This window comes from Acinetobacter sp. YH01010 (assembly GCF_013420775.1).
GTDB classification, from domain to species: Bacteria; Pseudomonadota; Gammaproteobacteria; order Pseudomonadales; family Moraxellaceae; genus Acinetobacter; species Acinetobacter amyesii.
Map to the genome: position 1 here is coordinate 66,425 of NZ_VOYF01000010.1, position 15,950 is coordinate 82,374.

The 15,950-nt window shown below is 40.0% G+C and carries 12 protein-coding genes; 2 read left to right on the forward strand and 10 right to left on the reverse strand.

Annotated features, from left to right (window positions below):
• Positions 1–5: 5 nt before the first annotated feature.
• On the reverse strand, positions 6–1,022 hold the full coding sequence (locus FTT77_RS10475; RefSeq protein ID WP_180010388.1) for an aspartate carbamoyltransferase catalytic subunit: 1,017 nt from the start codon (positions 1,020–1,022) through the stop codon (positions 6–8).
• Between the two features lie 369 nt (positions 1,023–1,391).
• Complete coding sequence (locus tag FTT77_RS10480; protein ID WP_180010389.1) at positions 1,392–1,748, reverse strand: hypothetical protein; 357 nt, start codon at positions 1,746–1,748, stop codon at positions 1,392–1,394.
• Positions 1,749–1,969: 221 nt separating this feature from the next.
• Here FTT77_RS10480 and rlmKL point away from each other — a divergent pair, with 221 nt between their 5' ends.
• Positions 1,970–4,174, forward strand: a complete 2,205-nt coding sequence (gene rlmKL, locus FTT77_RS10485) for a bifunctional 23S rRNA (guanine(2069)-N(7))-methyltransferase RlmK/23S rRNA (guanine(2445)-N(2))-methyltransferase RlmL (protein WP_180109227.1) — start codon at positions 1,970–1,972, stop codon at positions 4,172–4,174.
• Positions 4,175–4,215: 41 nt separating this feature from the next.
• Here the strand turns inward: rlmKL and FTT77_RS10490 are convergent, their stop codons facing one another.
• The 8 genes from FTT77_RS10490 to crp form a co-directional block, all read right to left on the reverse strand.
• A complete protein-coding gene (locus FTT77_RS10490; RefSeq protein ID WP_180007880.1) occupies positions 4,216–4,683 on the reverse strand; it encodes a hypothetical protein in 468 nt (155 codons plus the stop codon).
• A 188-nt stretch (positions 4,684–4,871) separates the two neighbouring features.
• Complete coding sequence (locus tag FTT77_RS10495) at positions 4,872–6,173, reverse strand: DUF945 family protein (protein ID WP_180109226.1); 1,302 nt, start codon at positions 6,171–6,173, stop codon at positions 4,872–4,874.
• A 128-nt stretch (positions 6,174–6,301) separates the two neighbouring features.
• Complete coding sequence (locus FTT77_RS10500; protein WP_180041137.1) at positions 6,302–7,468, reverse strand: GNAT family N-acetyltransferase; 1,167 nt, start codon at positions 7,466–7,468, stop codon at positions 6,302–6,304.
• Position 7,469: 1 nt separating this feature from the next.
• Positions 7,470–9,020 carry a GH3 auxin-responsive promoter family protein gene (locus FTT77_RS10505; protein WP_180109225.1) on the reverse strand — a complete coding sequence of 517 codons (1,551 nt, stop codon included), beginning with the start codon at positions 9,018–9,020 and terminating at the stop codon, positions 7,470–7,472.
• Positions 9,020–9,856 (reverse strand): hypothetical protein, encoded by an 837-nt coding sequence (locus FTT77_RS10510; RefSeq protein ID WP_306669886.1) that lies wholly within the window; start codon positions 9,854–9,856, stop codon positions 9,020–9,022. The genes FTT77_RS10505 and FTT77_RS10510 overlap by 1 nt, the downstream gene beginning before the upstream one ends.
• Positions 9,857–10,081: 225 nt before the next feature.
• Entirely contained in the window at positions 10,082–12,661 is a 2,580-nt protein-coding gene (gene clpB / locus FTT77_RS10515; RefSeq protein WP_168377776.1) for an ATP-dependent chaperone ClpB, read from the reverse strand.
• Between the two features lie 347 nt (positions 12,662–13,008).
• On the reverse strand, positions 13,009–14,058 hold the full coding sequence (locus tag FTT77_RS10520; protein ID WP_180055141.1) for an NADP(H)-dependent aldo-keto reductase: 1,050 nt from the start codon (positions 14,056–14,058) through the stop codon (positions 13,009–13,011).
• A 202-nt stretch (positions 14,059–14,260) separates the two neighbouring features.
• Complete coding sequence (gene crp, locus FTT77_RS10525; RefSeq protein WP_180109224.1) at positions 14,261–14,971, reverse strand: cAMP-activated global transcriptional regulator CRP; 711 nt, start codon at positions 14,969–14,971, stop codon at positions 14,261–14,263.
• A gap of 148 nt (positions 14,972–15,119) precedes the next feature.
• On the opposite strand from crp, the gene FTT77_RS10530 reads away from it, so the two are divergent.
• Positions 15,120–15,548: an OsmC family protein gene (locus FTT77_RS10530; RefSeq protein ID WP_078188630.1), complete on the forward strand. Its 429-nt coding sequence runs from the start codon at positions 15,120–15,122 to the stop codon at positions 15,546–15,548.
• Positions 15,549–15,950 lie beyond the last annotated feature (402 nt).

Below are 15,950 nucleotides of genomic sequence, written 5' to 3' on the forward strand. Positions count from 1 at the left end.
ATCCCTTAAACCGCAATCGCTTCAATTAAACCTTTTTCTTGCAGCTGACCTTGCATCGCCAAAGCCAGTACCGCCATACGCACCGCAATACCGTTGGTCACCTGATGTAAAATCACGGACTGAGCACCATCGGCAATACTCGAGTCAATTTCAACACCGCGGTTCATTGGTCCCGGATGCATCACGATGCAGTCAGGTTTTGCCAAAGCCAAGCGTTCTTTATTCAAACCGTACATTTTGTAGAATTCAGCTTGAGATGACAGCGCAGGAGAATCAATACGTTCATTTTGAATACGTAAAGTAATAATCACGTCGCAGTCTTGAATGCCGTCTTCCATATTGTTGAACAAACGAATGCCTTCGCCATAATCATCAAAACCGTAAGGCAGCAAAGTATTTGGCGCAATGACACGAATATCTTTACAGCCCAATGTTTGCAATGCAGCGACATCTGAACGGGCAACACGCGAATGCTTAATATCGCCAATAATGGCAATGGAAATGTCTTCAAAATTCTTTTTGGTTTCACGGCGAATCGTCAACATATCCAACATGGCTTGCGTTGGATGCGCATGACGGCCATCGCCTGCATTGATGATTGCCACATGCGGACAAACATCTTTGGCAATAAAATGCGGCGCGCCTGACGATGAATGACGAACCACAAAAATGTCGGTCGCCATCGCCTCTAAATTCCACAAGGTATCACGCAGTGTCTCGCCTTTTGATGTACTTGAACGTGCAATATCAATGTTCAATACGTTTGCAGACAGGCGTTTTGCTGCCGCTTCAAAAGTGGTACGGGTACGTGTTGAATTTTCAAAAAAAAGGTTCATTACCGTACGACCTTCTAAAAGGTTGTTGGTAATCAGCTGATTTTGGTCATTAAAAAAGGACTGTGCAGTGTCCAATATTTTTGTGAGAGTTTCTTTAGAAAGGCCTTCGATGGTGAGGAAATGTTTTAAGTTACCATCTTGGTTGAGTTGAATCTGGCTCGGTGTATGCAATGCCGCCAAGTGCATGAGAGATTCCTTATCGTTAAGTTAACGCATTATACAGAGAATCTTGGCAAATGGCAGTTGAAGTTTTCAACGTTCAATGCAAACGCATGATGTTATTCAAAATGAATTTTCAAATTCCTATCTATCATTTCAATTAGATAAATTAAACGGTTTAAATTAAACTTCACCTTTCCCCTTTCAAAAAGCCTTCAAACAGGACTTCTATCTGTCCTTATTTTTGATTGAATTGAATACTTTCAAACAGATAAAGTTCAGCTATGAACAACCGCCTTCTGCACAGTTCAACAGCTCTTGAAACATGGAAAGATGGTTGATACTTCAGGCGGTGTGCAGCAGGAAATTTATGCTGCTGCTCACAGCGGGATTGAATTAACGCAATGCGCCAATATAACGATGTGCAACCTGTGCTTTATAGATATCTTCCGCAGTCGGTTCGCTCATTAAAATTTCTGCTGTTTCAGATTGAACTGAGCTAACTATTGGTTCTTCTTGTGCTGAAACTGCAGCTTCATGCAAATTCAACTCGCTGTAAAGCCGCGCAACCAAACGAGATAATTCAGGATCGGCCGTTTCCAAAGCCAAGTTAGAAACAAAGCGTGCGTATTCGACATTCTCAACCACATATAATGCGTCAATAACCCGACCTGACACACGACGTAAGCGCGCATAGATTAAAGTTGCAATTGAAAATGCGTTTGATTGACTATTGATTGCCAGCCCTGTCATAAATACCCCTAATGATATCAATATTATAAAGATCGAATTTTGATCAGGGTTATAGCAATTTTTGTACCATTAAGTGATATTTCTCACAATGTACGCAGAATAAATTTGGTAAAGTCATTCAAATCTACCGATATTTCTCCCGTTTCAGCGCAATATCGTCCGCCCAAATCCACGAAAATACGTTAAAATATGCGATTGCTTTTTTGCCTTTGGAAATTTACATGAATTCGAAACCGCGTCTTTCTACATATTGGGTTACCTGTGCAGATGGACTGGAAACCTTACTCCGCGAGGAAATTGAAGGTTTAGGTGTTCAAAATATTGAACAGTTCCCGGGTCGTCTTGTATTCAAAGGCACACTTGAAGATGCATACCGTATTTGCATGTGGTCACGTTTGGCTTCTCGTGTACTCACTCCAATTCATACACATGAATTAGAGTTCACGCATGATGCACGTGATGTAGCGGAAGAGCTCTATGAAGGTGCAATAAACTTTGACTGGTCACTTATTTTTGCACCACAAAGTACATTTGCCGTTCGTTTACACATCGAACGTGACATTAAAGTCAATTCTCAGTTCGCAACTTTACGTGTCAAAGATGGTGTGGTCGATTCCTTTATGGAAGCTGTGGGCAAACGTCCTAGCATTGACATTAAGCAACCTGAAATTACGTTGTATGTATTAGCTGGCAAAACTGAACATACTTATTGCTTAGATTTATCAGGTGACTCTCTGCATAAACGCGGCTACCGTCGCTACATGACAGATGCACCGATTAAAGAAAACTTAGCGGCTGCTATCTTACAGAAAGCAAAACTTAAACAACATCAACCCGATATTATCTTGGACCCAATGTGTGGTTCAGGGACCTTTATCATTGAATCTTTAATGATTTTGACTGACCGCGCACCAGGCCTTGTTCGTCGTTTTGGTTTTAATGGTTGGAATGGTCATGACCATGAACTTTGGATGTCAATTAAAGGCGAAGCGGCTGAGCGTCATAAAGCTGCACTTGAAAATCCTCTCCCACAATTCTATGCATTTGATGCAGACTGGGAAGCGGTAAAAGCGACCAAACAAAATATTATTGCTGCAGGTTTCGAATCTGTACTTGATCAAATTAAAATTGAAGAACGTACACTTGCAGACTGGCCAGAATTCCAAGCAACAGGTAAGAAAAGCTTTGTTGTCACTAATCCTCCATACGGCGAGCGTTTAGGTGATAAAGCCTCTAACCGCGCACTGTATTTAGGTCTATCGGCATTATTACAAAAGAACTTCCCAAATCAGCCTGCTGCGATTATTGCAGCACAAGTTGAACAGGCCGATGTCCTTGCCTTTAATGATCCGCAAATTTTGCGTTTGATGAATGGTAAGCTGCCAATTTACGTCCGTTTTGGTACAGTCAAACCTGCAGCAGTTCAAAAGCCTTTCCTCGAGCATTGGGAACCTCAACAATTTGAAAAAATTGAAGGTGCAGAAGACTTTACTAACCGTCTGCAAAAAAACATGCAGAATCTTAAAAAATGGGCAGTTAAAGAAAATATTTTCTGCTTACGTTTATATGATGCCGATTTACCAGACTTTAATGTCGCAGTAGATTTGTATGGTGATCGTTTACACGTACAAGAATACGCACCACCGAAAAAAATTGACCCTGAGAAAGCCAAAAAACGCTTTAACTTAGCACTGCAAGCGATTCGTGCAGTGACAGGCTTAGGTCGTGATGCGATTTTCATTAAAACACGTGCCCGCCAAGAAGGTAAAAATCAGTACACCAAACAAAGTACTGCGTCTAAACGTTTTATCGTTCAAGAAGGCAAAGCAAAGATTTTGGTGAACCTAACAGACTACCTCGATACAGGTCTGTTCCTTGACCATCGTCAAATGCGTCTACGGATTGCCAAAGAAGCCAAAGGTAAACACTTCCTGAACTTATACAGCTATACCTCTACAGCGAGCTTACATGCAGCACTTGGCGGTGCAGCAAGTACGACCAGTGTCGATTTGTCAAATACCTACCTAAACTGGTCTAAAGAGAACTTTGTACTGAATGGTTTGACTGTAGATCATGCAGATGAACAACATCAGTTCTTCTCTAGCGACTGTTTTGAATGGTTAAAAGAAGGTCACGAGCAATATGACCTGATCTTTATTGACCCACCAACCTTCTCAAACTCTAAAAAGTTCTATGGTACGTTTGATGTCCAACGCGACCATATGTCTTTGCTTAAACGTGCCATGAACCGTTTAACCACTGACGGTACGCTTTACTTCTCAAACAACTATCGTGGTTTTGAGATGGATGATGTGATCATGGCAATGTTTGATGTTGAAGAAATCAGCAATGACACCATTGGTCTAGACTTTAAACGTAACACCAAAATTCACCGTGCATGGAAAATCACCCATCCACAAATCTAAGGTTTAACTTTAGCTATTCCTGATCTATGAAATGAAGCACGTCAGTGCTTCATTTCAACCACGACGCCATCTGGATACGTTACTCGAATATTTTCGTGTCGCTCTTGCAGCACAATTCGGTTAATCGGTGCCACTTCTGGAGATTGTATTAGCCCGACCTGATCCGCTGCCCTTTTCTTTTGAAGCAAATAATCACTCATAGTTGAACCTTCAAGCTGGGCCTCCTGAATGATCTTATTATTACGATTAGATTTATGATTTGAATTTTGCTGCTGCTCTTCTTTGGGTTTAGCTGCCTCACTCTCAATAATATCTAAGGTTTCTTCACTAAACTGTTTTTTACCTTGCGTTTCATTCGACAAACGTTGATCTGAAATTGAAGTACCCGCAAAAGCTGTAGACTGAACAGCGATCAGAAAAATGCTACTAATAAGACTGTGTTTTACCCAAGAACATTTAGGCATGGATGATTGAACAAGTTTCCGTCTAAAAAAATAATCGTGTGACATCGTGTCTTTCCTATTGTTGTTTTGATTGGCTAGTTGCCCATTGACGCTAGCAACTTTTCAACTGTTCAACAATGGCTAGGCCGCTGTGTTCCGATAAAGTGAACATCATGATTCCGCAGCTAAAAATATGAAACCGTCAATCAATGACGGTTTTATATTTTCAAACTAAACGACTAACGACTTGTTGCTTATTTCTTTTGTATGGCTTGACCAAAAAGCTTTTGACCGAACTTATATTGCATACTCATGACCATGTTATCGCCATCGCGCTTGCCTTGCCCTGATGTTTCAAAACCAGCAAACATGGCTTCAGCTTCCTGTCCTGACAAACTTTTGCCCTGTAATTGCAAAAAGTTATTCATGATTGCAGTCATCATATTTTTATCAAAACTTAAGTCTGCTTGAAAATCCAGTAAGCTCGGCACCATTTTAATAAAAGACTCCATTGAGGCATGGTGACCCGGCATGACTTTCCCCACGACATTTGCAGAGGCTTTACCTCCACCAATACTGATCGAGTTATCTTTAGACTCAAAATCAAAACCTTGGCTTGCGATAGCTAAGAAAGCTTGAGTCATTTCTTCACTTGATTCACCCACTGCATCACAGGAATTTTCCACCTGATGCAAAAGTTCACTAAATGCACGAACTTTATCTAGATTAACTTTATGCAATGCCAAATTCAGTGCGAAATCTTTGGTGACCGGTGAACCTGGGAAATCCATCTCATCAGCTTTTAAGTAGCCTTCAAAGTCCACATCATGTTTATTTAGTTCGGTCTCCCAACGCAGTTGCATACCACGCATGCCGCCTGAGAACTTTTGATCTAAACGTTTGATAGAAGCCGCTTGGATTTCAAGAAAACCATTTTCAAGATTTTCCTGATTTAAACCTTGATTGGTCTTCATCGAAAAATTTTGCACCATGGTATGCATTGGACCTTCACTCAACCGAACCACAGGTAAATGGATTGAAAGCTCAGATACCTTAGTGGCTTGCCCTGGTAAACTATTGATTCGAATTTGCAATTGGCTGGCATCAGCTTGTACCGTTGCACCTTGTGCAGTCGTTTTAAATGCAGGAATCTGTAAATCTGTTTTACTTTGACCAATCCAATTGACCAAGGTTTTTGCCGTTAAGTCCGTACCAAAAAGCTTGGCATATTCGGACGTACTTTGTTGTTGAACAATCTTAAAGTTAGAGTTGATGTTATAGCCTTTCAACCCACGTTGAATCTGATCGGTTCCCTTCAACACAATCACTTCTTTGGGTTTACACGGGTCTGTTTTCAGGGTTAATACCCAATCGACTGTTCCACCCATCAAGCCCATTTGATAATTGCTGTACTTTACATCAACATCTTGTACAGCTGCGGACCAATTATTCTGTGTATAAAATTGGGCAAGAGATTTATCTGCATATAAATTCCCTCCCACCACTGCTGCTGAAAGCACCGCTAAACTGCCAATTCCCCACATCAACTTCGACATGTCTTTCTCATTCTGATTATTCTTTGCGCAGTATACTGAAGAACTCAGTTACATAAGTACACAATTAGAATGATTTTAAATGATTGATTTGGCAGTTTTAATTGATTTTTTGATCGTTATCACTTCCTCTATATACGCCCAACTTCAAAATAACTAATACGTTTACGATCAAAAGCAGCGTATGGATTGGCTTTAAAACTATGAAAATAGTGCTTGGCTTTTAACACATGTGAGGTCGTATTTTTCATCCACTCAATACGCGGGTCCTTCTCTGCCAAAGTAATACAATAGGTTTCTTTACCACGTTGCTTTGTCTGCTGTTTTGCATGAAAAATCAAACTTGCAAATACGTCCAGATGTTCAGGATGACATAGCGGACTATGCAACATTAAATAATCAAAGGTTCCATGAATTTTTGGCAGTAATAAAACACCACGCACACTGGCATAGGCATTATAAAAAGGTTTCATCAACTTTAATGACCTTGAATAATCGATCACTCGAGTTTGTTTAAAACTTTTTTGATTCCATAAGCCATAAAGTCCAACCAACTGATTGTGCTGATCGTAAATCAAATAGAAGTCATCTAGATTTAAGCATGCCCAAAATGGATTTTGACCATCTACCAAAGCATTAAAATCATAGCTAGGTAAAAAATTATAATGGTCTTTCATTTTTAAAATGAAATCATTCGCTTCATCTACACGTTCAGCAGTCAGGGTTTTAAATTGATATTGATTGAAAGTTTTTGGTTTCACTGCCTGTGAAACGGTAAAGGTTCGAATTTCATCATAAAAATATGGCAGCGGAAATCCAGATCTTTCATGATGTAAAATACTGGCAGCGACAATATTGTCGTTTAAAACTACACTTTCAAAAATCGTGTCTTGTGGTATTTCATCATGGAGATAGTCCATCAATAAGCGCATGACTTTAGCACCACGATACGCTGGATTCATTCTTAAATCGGCGACATAACGCATCAGGTCAGGCTGACCATTGATATAACAATAACGCCATCCCAAATTCATCATCGCAATCACGATAGATGGATCTTCCACAGGGACAACCACTTTTAAATCTGGACGATTATACTGTGCGTGGCTGGCATCAAAATAACTGGGGTGACGCGCATAAGATAATGTGATGCCATTGCTTGGCATAGTCTCTGCACTAATTTTCATTAGTTGCTCATCATCTTCGACAGTCGCATTTCGAACCGCAAACTTAGTCTCATTCTTTGAATGATATAACGCCGTTTCGTCGAACGGTGCATCTAACACATCGATATCCATCTCAATACTCAATTATTTTTGTTTTCATTTTCTTAAGCGGCTCAGGCTTAATATTCCCTTCAATCATGCCATTGTTCATGGCTAGTGTTTTGTAGTAGTCCCAAGCATCTTGTACATGTACCACTTCAGGTTCATCCAACTGCCCTAGATCGCGTGCCAATTCATAATGAAAATTATGTTTAAGCAAACGGTCTAGTGCTTGAGCGGATGGTTGTTTATCTACATTGCCTTCACTGAGTAAAATATAGTGTGGTTTTTTAACCGAACATTGTTCAATACCCAAGATACTAATCGGCAAATAATCCGCTTGTTTAAACTCTGCAAGGACTTTAACTGCTGCATTGTGGTCGAGCTTTTCTCCGACCAAATCAACCGTCATTTTTCGACCTAAAAATTTAAAACATGGCACTTGCTGATAAAAGTCGGTGACTTCTAATTCATCATCAATCACATAACGAATTAATCCTGAACCTGTAGTAATCACAGGACTAACGATATCGCCTATTTTCAGTTGCCAAGATGGCACCACTTTTTGGCTGTCTTGCAAAATAAATTCATAAAAATGTGACTGATAACTTAAGGTAAAACGGTTTGCAAATGGAATCGTCACTACGCCTTCAGTTGCCCATAAACCTTTACCCTCAAATGCCACCCCTGCAATTCGTTGCTGTAGCTGTACTGCCCATTGCTCTGCGCTCGCTGTATCCCAACTCGAAACCAGACTGAGTTTAGGCCACAGTTTTTTCCACGCCGTTGCTTGGGTTAAATCCAAGTCTTGTAAGCGATAGCATTGTTGACAAGATTTCGGAACTTGCAGAAAACTCAAACCATCACGTTGCCATTGTCCAGTTTTTAAGACCTGTACAATTTCAGCTTGATGTTCTTGAATAATATCCAGCAATTGCAATGCAAATGTAGGACTCCATACCGAAATCATGCCTAAATGCTTATCTGCAACGAGATACACCGCGGTTGCAAACATGGCATCTTCGGCTGAATTTGCCATCGCAATTTCAGTCGGTACCGACTGGGTAATTTTACTCAGCACTCGCTTCGACAGATTAAGCAGCGCACTATCATCATTCAAATTACTATTTTCTAAAAGCTTTCGCTGGCTTTCAGGCAACCATGAAACCGACCAATAATGCGTTGAGTTTTTCAGTTGTGGATGAGTTCGGTATAGATTGGTGAGCCATAACCCAATAGCTTCATCTAGCTCATCTAAAAAAGCCTGAGTATAAGGAATGAATTTAATTGCTTCACTCGACCCACTGGTCGGTTGAAATCGGACAATTTTTTCAGGCCCTAAACAATTTTTGCCACTTTGTCTGGATTGTTCAATTTGGCTTTTCCAATTGCTATAACGCGAAAGCGGATATTTTTTGGCAAATTGCTCATAACTTAAATTTTGCGAAATGTGCTGCTTTAAAAAATGACTTAATTTTTTACGTTGCACATTTTCCAACTGATGTGCCTGCTGTGTATAGCGTTGAAATGCTTTACGGCAGGCAATATTCAAGACTTGATGTGCTGTGGTGAGAAGCAATCCCATTAGGCCACCTTCGAGTCTGAACCTGTCGCAATATGCAATGTACGTGACTTATAACGTAACTTGCTGTCATGTTTACTCACACTGGTGGTCTTGGTTAAGAATCGATTTACATAACGGTATAAATCGCTCCAACGTAATTCACCAATGCACGGAAGTTCAGTTCCATCGACCCACGTTGGGTTCTTGTCTTCAAAGAAGGCAATCTTGGTATTGTTTTCGCGCATCTCATGGGTGATAGGCGCAACATCTGCTTTGAGTGGCTGGTAGTCTTCGCCAAAATTCAGCAGACCCGTTTCATGGTTATAGTATTCTGAGAAATATTCTTTACAGTACGATTCGACAAAGTCTTTGAGATGAGCATTTTTCTCACCATAATGTGGATAGTAGCTGTAGTAGTTATTGGCTAAGAGCAGATAAGTTTTAAAGCCTTTAGAAATTAGAATCCAATATACAGGGGTTCTTGGATGACGAAATTTAAAACTAATAATATAACGGAACATTGCTCGGGTTAATGCACGATTCCCCCAATACTCTTTCTCAATAATGGTATCTCCACTGAAAAAAGCATGTCGGGCTTTACCATCAACAACAAAGTCACGCTCCATAACCGTCGAGAATCCGACAATTTGATTATTTTTCGGTTCAATAATAAAAAAAACACCGGTTTTTTCTAAGAAGTCGCGTTCAAAAATTTCATAACGGGTATTGGCATAATACTTTTGGTAAATACCATACATGCGTTTGAGTTCTTGAACAGTGATGTCACCAGTACGTTTATATAAACTATAAGGTTCTTTTTTGATCTGCCTAAGCAGTTTAAATTCCATCATAATCATAATTCCCTGTTGCCATTCATTCATGATGAACGAGCGATATTGTTTTTGTTTTACAGAACACAGTCATCTCGTTGGATGCGTGCGGACGTCATATTAGTGGGTGAAAATGATGAAATGCAATCAACTTTACGTATTTAAACGAAAATCACGAAAAGCGTAAAATAAAAAAACCCGGCCTAAACCGGGTTTCTGTTTTTACAACTGAACGTGGCTAATTTGTACCTTTTAATTGAGTTTCATCTTGTCAAAACTTAGGTGATCTCCTTCCGCTTGAACAACAATCGTATCGCCCGGTTGGAACGCGCCTGACAAGATTTTCTGTGCCAGTGTATTTTCAACTTGTTGTTGGATGGCACGTTTTAGAGGACGTGCACCATATACAGGGTCAAAACCAGCATCGATAAGTAACTCAAAGGCACTATCTTCAACTGCCAAACTCATGTCTTTGTCAGCCAAACGTGAACGTAAACGATCCAACTGAATATCTGCAATGCCACGAATTTGCGCTTTTTGTAAAGAATGGAAAACCACCAGCTCATCAATACGGTTCACAAATTCAGGACGGAAATGTTCAGATACAGCAGCCATGACCACAGCACGAACTTCGTCTTTCGACGGGTTTTCACCTAATTCACGAACATCGGTTGAACCTAAGTTCGAGGTCATCACGATTACGGTGTTTTTGAAATCAATCACACGACCTTGTGAGTCAGTTAATCGACCATCATCTAACACTTGAAGCAAGATGTTAAAGACGTCTGGATGGGCTTTTTCAACCTCATCAAACAACACCACACTATAAGGTTTACGACGTACAGCCTCAGTTAATACACCGCCTTCTTCATAGCCCACATAGCCCGGAGGAGCACCCACTAAACGGCTCACCGAATGCTTTTCCATAAACTCTGACATGTCGATACGAATAATCGCATCATCACTGTCAAATAAGAAGTTACCTAGAGCTTTGGTTAACTCAGTTTTACCTACACCTGTTGGCCCAAGGAATAAGAATGAACCACTTGGGCGGTTTGGATCGGATAATCCTGCACGAGAACGACGCACCGCATTTGATACTGCTACGACCGCTTCATCTTGACCGACTACACGGTTATGTAAGAACTCTTCCATGTGTAAGAGTTTTTCACGTTCACCTTGTAGCATTTTTGCAACAGGAATACCTGTAGCTGCACTTACCACTTCAGCGATTTCATTTTCAGTGACTTTGGTACGAATCAGTTTCGGCTCTTCATTCACCTCCGCAATTTCTTCTTCATTCAAGCGTTTTTGCAACTCAGGAATGACTCCATATTGCAAACGGCTCGCTTCTGCTAAATCACCTTCACGTTGTGCTTTTTCAAAGGCAGTACGTGCTTTATCTAACTCAATTTGAGCTTGATTCGTTCCGTCAACCAGACGTTTTTCCGCAATCCACACTTCTTCCAAATCGCTATATTCTTTTTGAACTTCAGCAATTTGTTTCTCCAAATGCTCAACTTCAGCCTTCGACACCGAATCCGCATCTTTTTTTACGGCTTCAAGTTGCATTTTTAACTGAATTAAACGGCGGTCTAAACGATCAAGTGGCTCTGGTTTAGAGTCAATTTCCATTTTGATTCGTGATGCTGCTTCATCAATCAAATCAATGGCTTTATCTGGCAACTGACGGTCTGTGATGTAACGGTGCGACATTTTTGCCGCAGCAATAATTGCAGAGTCTAAAATTTGCACACCATGATGGGTTGCATATTTGTCTTTTAGACCACGTAAAATCGCAATGGTGTCTTCCACGCTCGGTTCATCAACAATCACTTTTTGGAAACGGCGTTCTAATGCCGCATCCTTTTCGATATATTGACGGTACTCATCTAAGGTGGTTGCACCTACACAGCGAAGTTCGCCACGTGCCAACGCAGGTTTAAGCATATTCCCTGCATCCATTGCACCATCACCTTTACCTGCGCCAACAAGCGTATGTAATTCGTCAATGAAGAGAATGATCTCGCCATCATATTTGGCCAAATCTTTTAGAACGGCTTTAAGTCGCTCTTCAAATTCACCACGGTATTTTGCACCTGCAAGCAATGAACCAAGGTCGAGTGAAAGTACACGTTTACCTTTCAGACTTTCAGGAACTTCGCCATTGACGATACGCTGTGCTAAGCCCTCAACGATTGCAGTTTTACCCACACCCGGCTCACCAATCAGTACGGGGTTGTTTTTACTACGGCGTGATAAAACCTGAATGGTACGGCGAATCTCTTCGTCACGACCAATGACCGGATCTAGCTTACCTTCTAATGCACGTGCATTGAGGTCTAAGGTATATTTGTTGAGTGAATCACGTTGATCTTCGTGGTTATTACTCATGACTTGTTCACCGCCTCGTATTTGTTCAATTGCACTACGTAATTTATCTGTCGTTACGCCTACACTATTTAATAAGGTTTTGGTTTTACCCGTTTCAGCTAAACCGAGAATCACCCAATCTGTAGAAAGAAACTCATCTCCAGCTTTTTGCGCAAAACTATCGGCTAAATTTAGCGCTTTGACTGCTTCAGGATTTAGGTTGATGTCCCCTGTCGGCGTCGCAATGGTGGCGGTATCCTGTAGGGCTTGCTGAAGTTTGGTTTTTAACTCAGGAAGATTAGCACCTGCCTGTTGTAACAAGCTTTGGTTCGAAGGCTCTTCAAGCAATGTCGAAAGAATATGGATTCCTTCAATGGCTGTATGGTCTTTCCCCATTGCTAAAGATTGGGCATCGGATAATGCTTGCTGCAAACGGTTTGTGAATTTTTCGAATCGCATTCTTGTTATTCCTCACAACAAATTCTGTACTTGAAGCATATATGGGAGTCATATTTAAAATTTCAAATACATTTTTCAAATATTTTTCAATGAGTTAATTTTAAGATAAAGATAAATCTCAATTATAATATTGGTATAAATAGAATACTTTTCAAGTCATTTATTGAAGAATTTAGTACTTTATTATATTGTTTAAATACATATGTATTTTTAGGCAATTTTCTTGTCAACTCAACTGACTTTCTGACAATAAAATTCAATGATTTTCCATTTGCTTAAATAATACAAATGTCAAAAAAGCCCACATTTACATGCAGGCTTTTGCTTAATCCACTAAAAAGTTCAGCTTAAGGTGCAGGATTTGGCTGTTGGCGATGAATAGCTTCAATCCCTTTTAAAATGTCTTCTGATAAATTCACCTCAAAAGCATCAATATTTTCTTTCAACTGATCTAGATTTGTCGCACCAATAATTGTACTGGTGACAAAAAATTGCTGCTTAATAAATGCTAGTGCTAACTGTGTCAACGTTAAACCATGCTGTTCTGCCAATTGTGCATATTGTTCTGTTGCCCATTCACTCTCCGCATTTGAATAGCGGCTAAAGCGTGAAAATAGTGTCACTCGAGCATTGGCAGGACGCGCACCATGACGGAATTTACCTGTTAGATAACCAAATGCCAATGGAGAATATGCCAATAAGCCCACGCCTTCGTAGTGTGCAATTTCAGATAAACCTATTTCATAAGTACGGTTCAATAAACTATACGGATTTTGCACACTGACAATTTTTTCTAAACCATGCTTTTCTGCAAGTTGTAGGAATTTTAAAGTTCCCCATGGTGTTTCATTGGAGAGTCCAATAGTACGAATTCGGCCTTTTTTCACCTCATAACTTAAAGCAACCAATGTTTCTTCTAAATTGGTAATGGTTTGCGTATTGTTCGCTTCGGCATTGCCAAAACCCAATTTACCGAAAAAGTTGGTTGGTCGTTGCGGCCAATGCAGCTGGTATAAGTCAAGGTAATCTGTTTGTAAGCGCTGAAGAGATTGATCTAGAGCAGACTCAATTTCCGAAGCAATAAATTTGGTTTGCCCATCTCGAATATGACTGCCACCTTGTGACGGACCTGCAATTTTTGAAGCTAAGATTAATTTATCGCGTCCACCGCGAGCTGCAATCCAGTTACCAATAATAGTCTCAGTTGAACCTTGGGTTTCAGGTTTCGGTGGGACAGGATACATTTCTGCAGTATCCCAAAAGTTAAGACCACGCTCTAAAGCATAATCCAGTTGCTCGAAAGCTTCTGCTTGGGTGTTTTGTTCACCAAACGTCATGGTGCCTAAACAAATTTCTGGAACTAATATGCCTGTATGTGCCAATGGTTTAAATTGCATGCCGCAAATTCCCTCTTTATTTTAAATATCAATATATAAGTCACGAAGTAGCTTACCTAAGATATCGGCTTTGTTTAAATCATAATTTTCTGTTTATTTGTCAAAAAATGTGAGAAAGGTTTCTTCCGCTAAAATAGTGAGAAATGAATAGACATAAAAAAAGCAAACCCCTGAGTTTGCTTTTTTAGATTTGGAAGAATGATTATTCTTCGTCGTAAAATTCGTCAGAAGCCAATTGGCTTTTCTCTTCAAGCGATGCATCAAAAATTAGAATCGCTTTACCATCAGTTTCGATCATACCTTGTTCTTCAAGTGTTTTTAGAACACGACCAACCATTTCACGGGAACAACCCACAATACGACCAATCTCTTGACGAGTAATACGAATCTGACGACCATTCGGCAAAATCATTGCTTCTGGTTGTGAAGATAAATCAATTAAGCAACGTGCAATACGACCTGACACGTCAATAAACGCAAGGTCAGTGACTTTCCGTGTCGTATTTTTAAGACGACGTACAAGCTGTGCAAATACCGCATAACTTAAGTCTGGGTATTGTTTGCTTAATTCATGAAAGTTTTCATAGGTAATCTCAGCAATTTCACATACATCACGCGTACGCACTTCTGCAGTACGCTGTGCATTTGCTTCGAATAGACCCATTTCCCCAAAAAAGTCACCCGCATTTAAGTACGCAACCACAATTTCACGCTCATCATCTTCGCGTAAAATGATAGATACTGAACCCTTAAGAATTAAATACAAAGATTTAGATTCTGAGCCCGCATCAACGATTGTTGTACGTTTTGGGTAACGATTGATATATGCACGTTTTAATAATGCCTTCACCGACTCAGGTAACTGCCCCGGAGATAGCGCATCTGTGCTAAGTTGTGAAAAGTTTGAAGTCATGCTAACAGTTTCCGAATATGGATAATTTATAGATCGCACAAGACCTAAAGTGAACTTGTCACACGTAAGAGTTGAAATTCCTTATCAACTCAATTTATGTTAGTGTACAGGTACTGCGTAAATTTATAGCTTTTTTTAGGGACTTGCAATGCAAACTAGTGTTCATTGGCTAGAGAATGTTGCTTTTGAAGCAAAAACTCAAAGTGGTCACACTGTTATGATGGATGGATCACAAGAATATGGCGGTGAAAACCGTGGTCCGCGCCCAATGGAACTGATTTTAACAGGACTTGGTGGTTGTGCATCTTTCGATATTGTGACGATTTTAAAGAAAGCACGCCAAGACATTACTGATGTTCGTTGTGAATTAAATGCAGAACGTGCCGACACTATTCCTGCTGTATTCACTAAAATTCATTTGCACTTTGTAGTCACTGGTCATGGCGTGAAGGAAAAGCAAGTTGCAAAAGCGGTTGAACTTTCTGCTGAAAAATACTGTTCTGCTAGTAAAATGCTGATGGATGGTGGTGTAGAAATTACCCATGACTTTGAAATTTTAGAAGCTGAAGCGGCATAATATATTTGCTCAATTAAAAGCCGCATAGAATGCGGCTCTTTTGTTTCAAACAATCCGCTAAAGCACACATTGTATAAAGCACTGCTATATAGTCATAAACGCAGAAATATGAGCCAAAGAAGTTTGGCTTAATCACTTAAACAATCAATATCCAAATTGATGTATTTGCACATAGATGCATTTACACCCAATTCCATCTCATGATGATTTTACGACTCAATCCATATGAATCTATTCAAGCCAAATACGATTGAAAACGATTGCGAAGAACACCTTACATATAAGTAGATTTGATTTAACTATAGTCTTAATAACACTTTAATTAGGGTGTGTTGACACTTTTAGCTTAAAAAAATAGCGAAGTAGTAAAATCAAATCACCAAACCCAATTTTACTATTCGC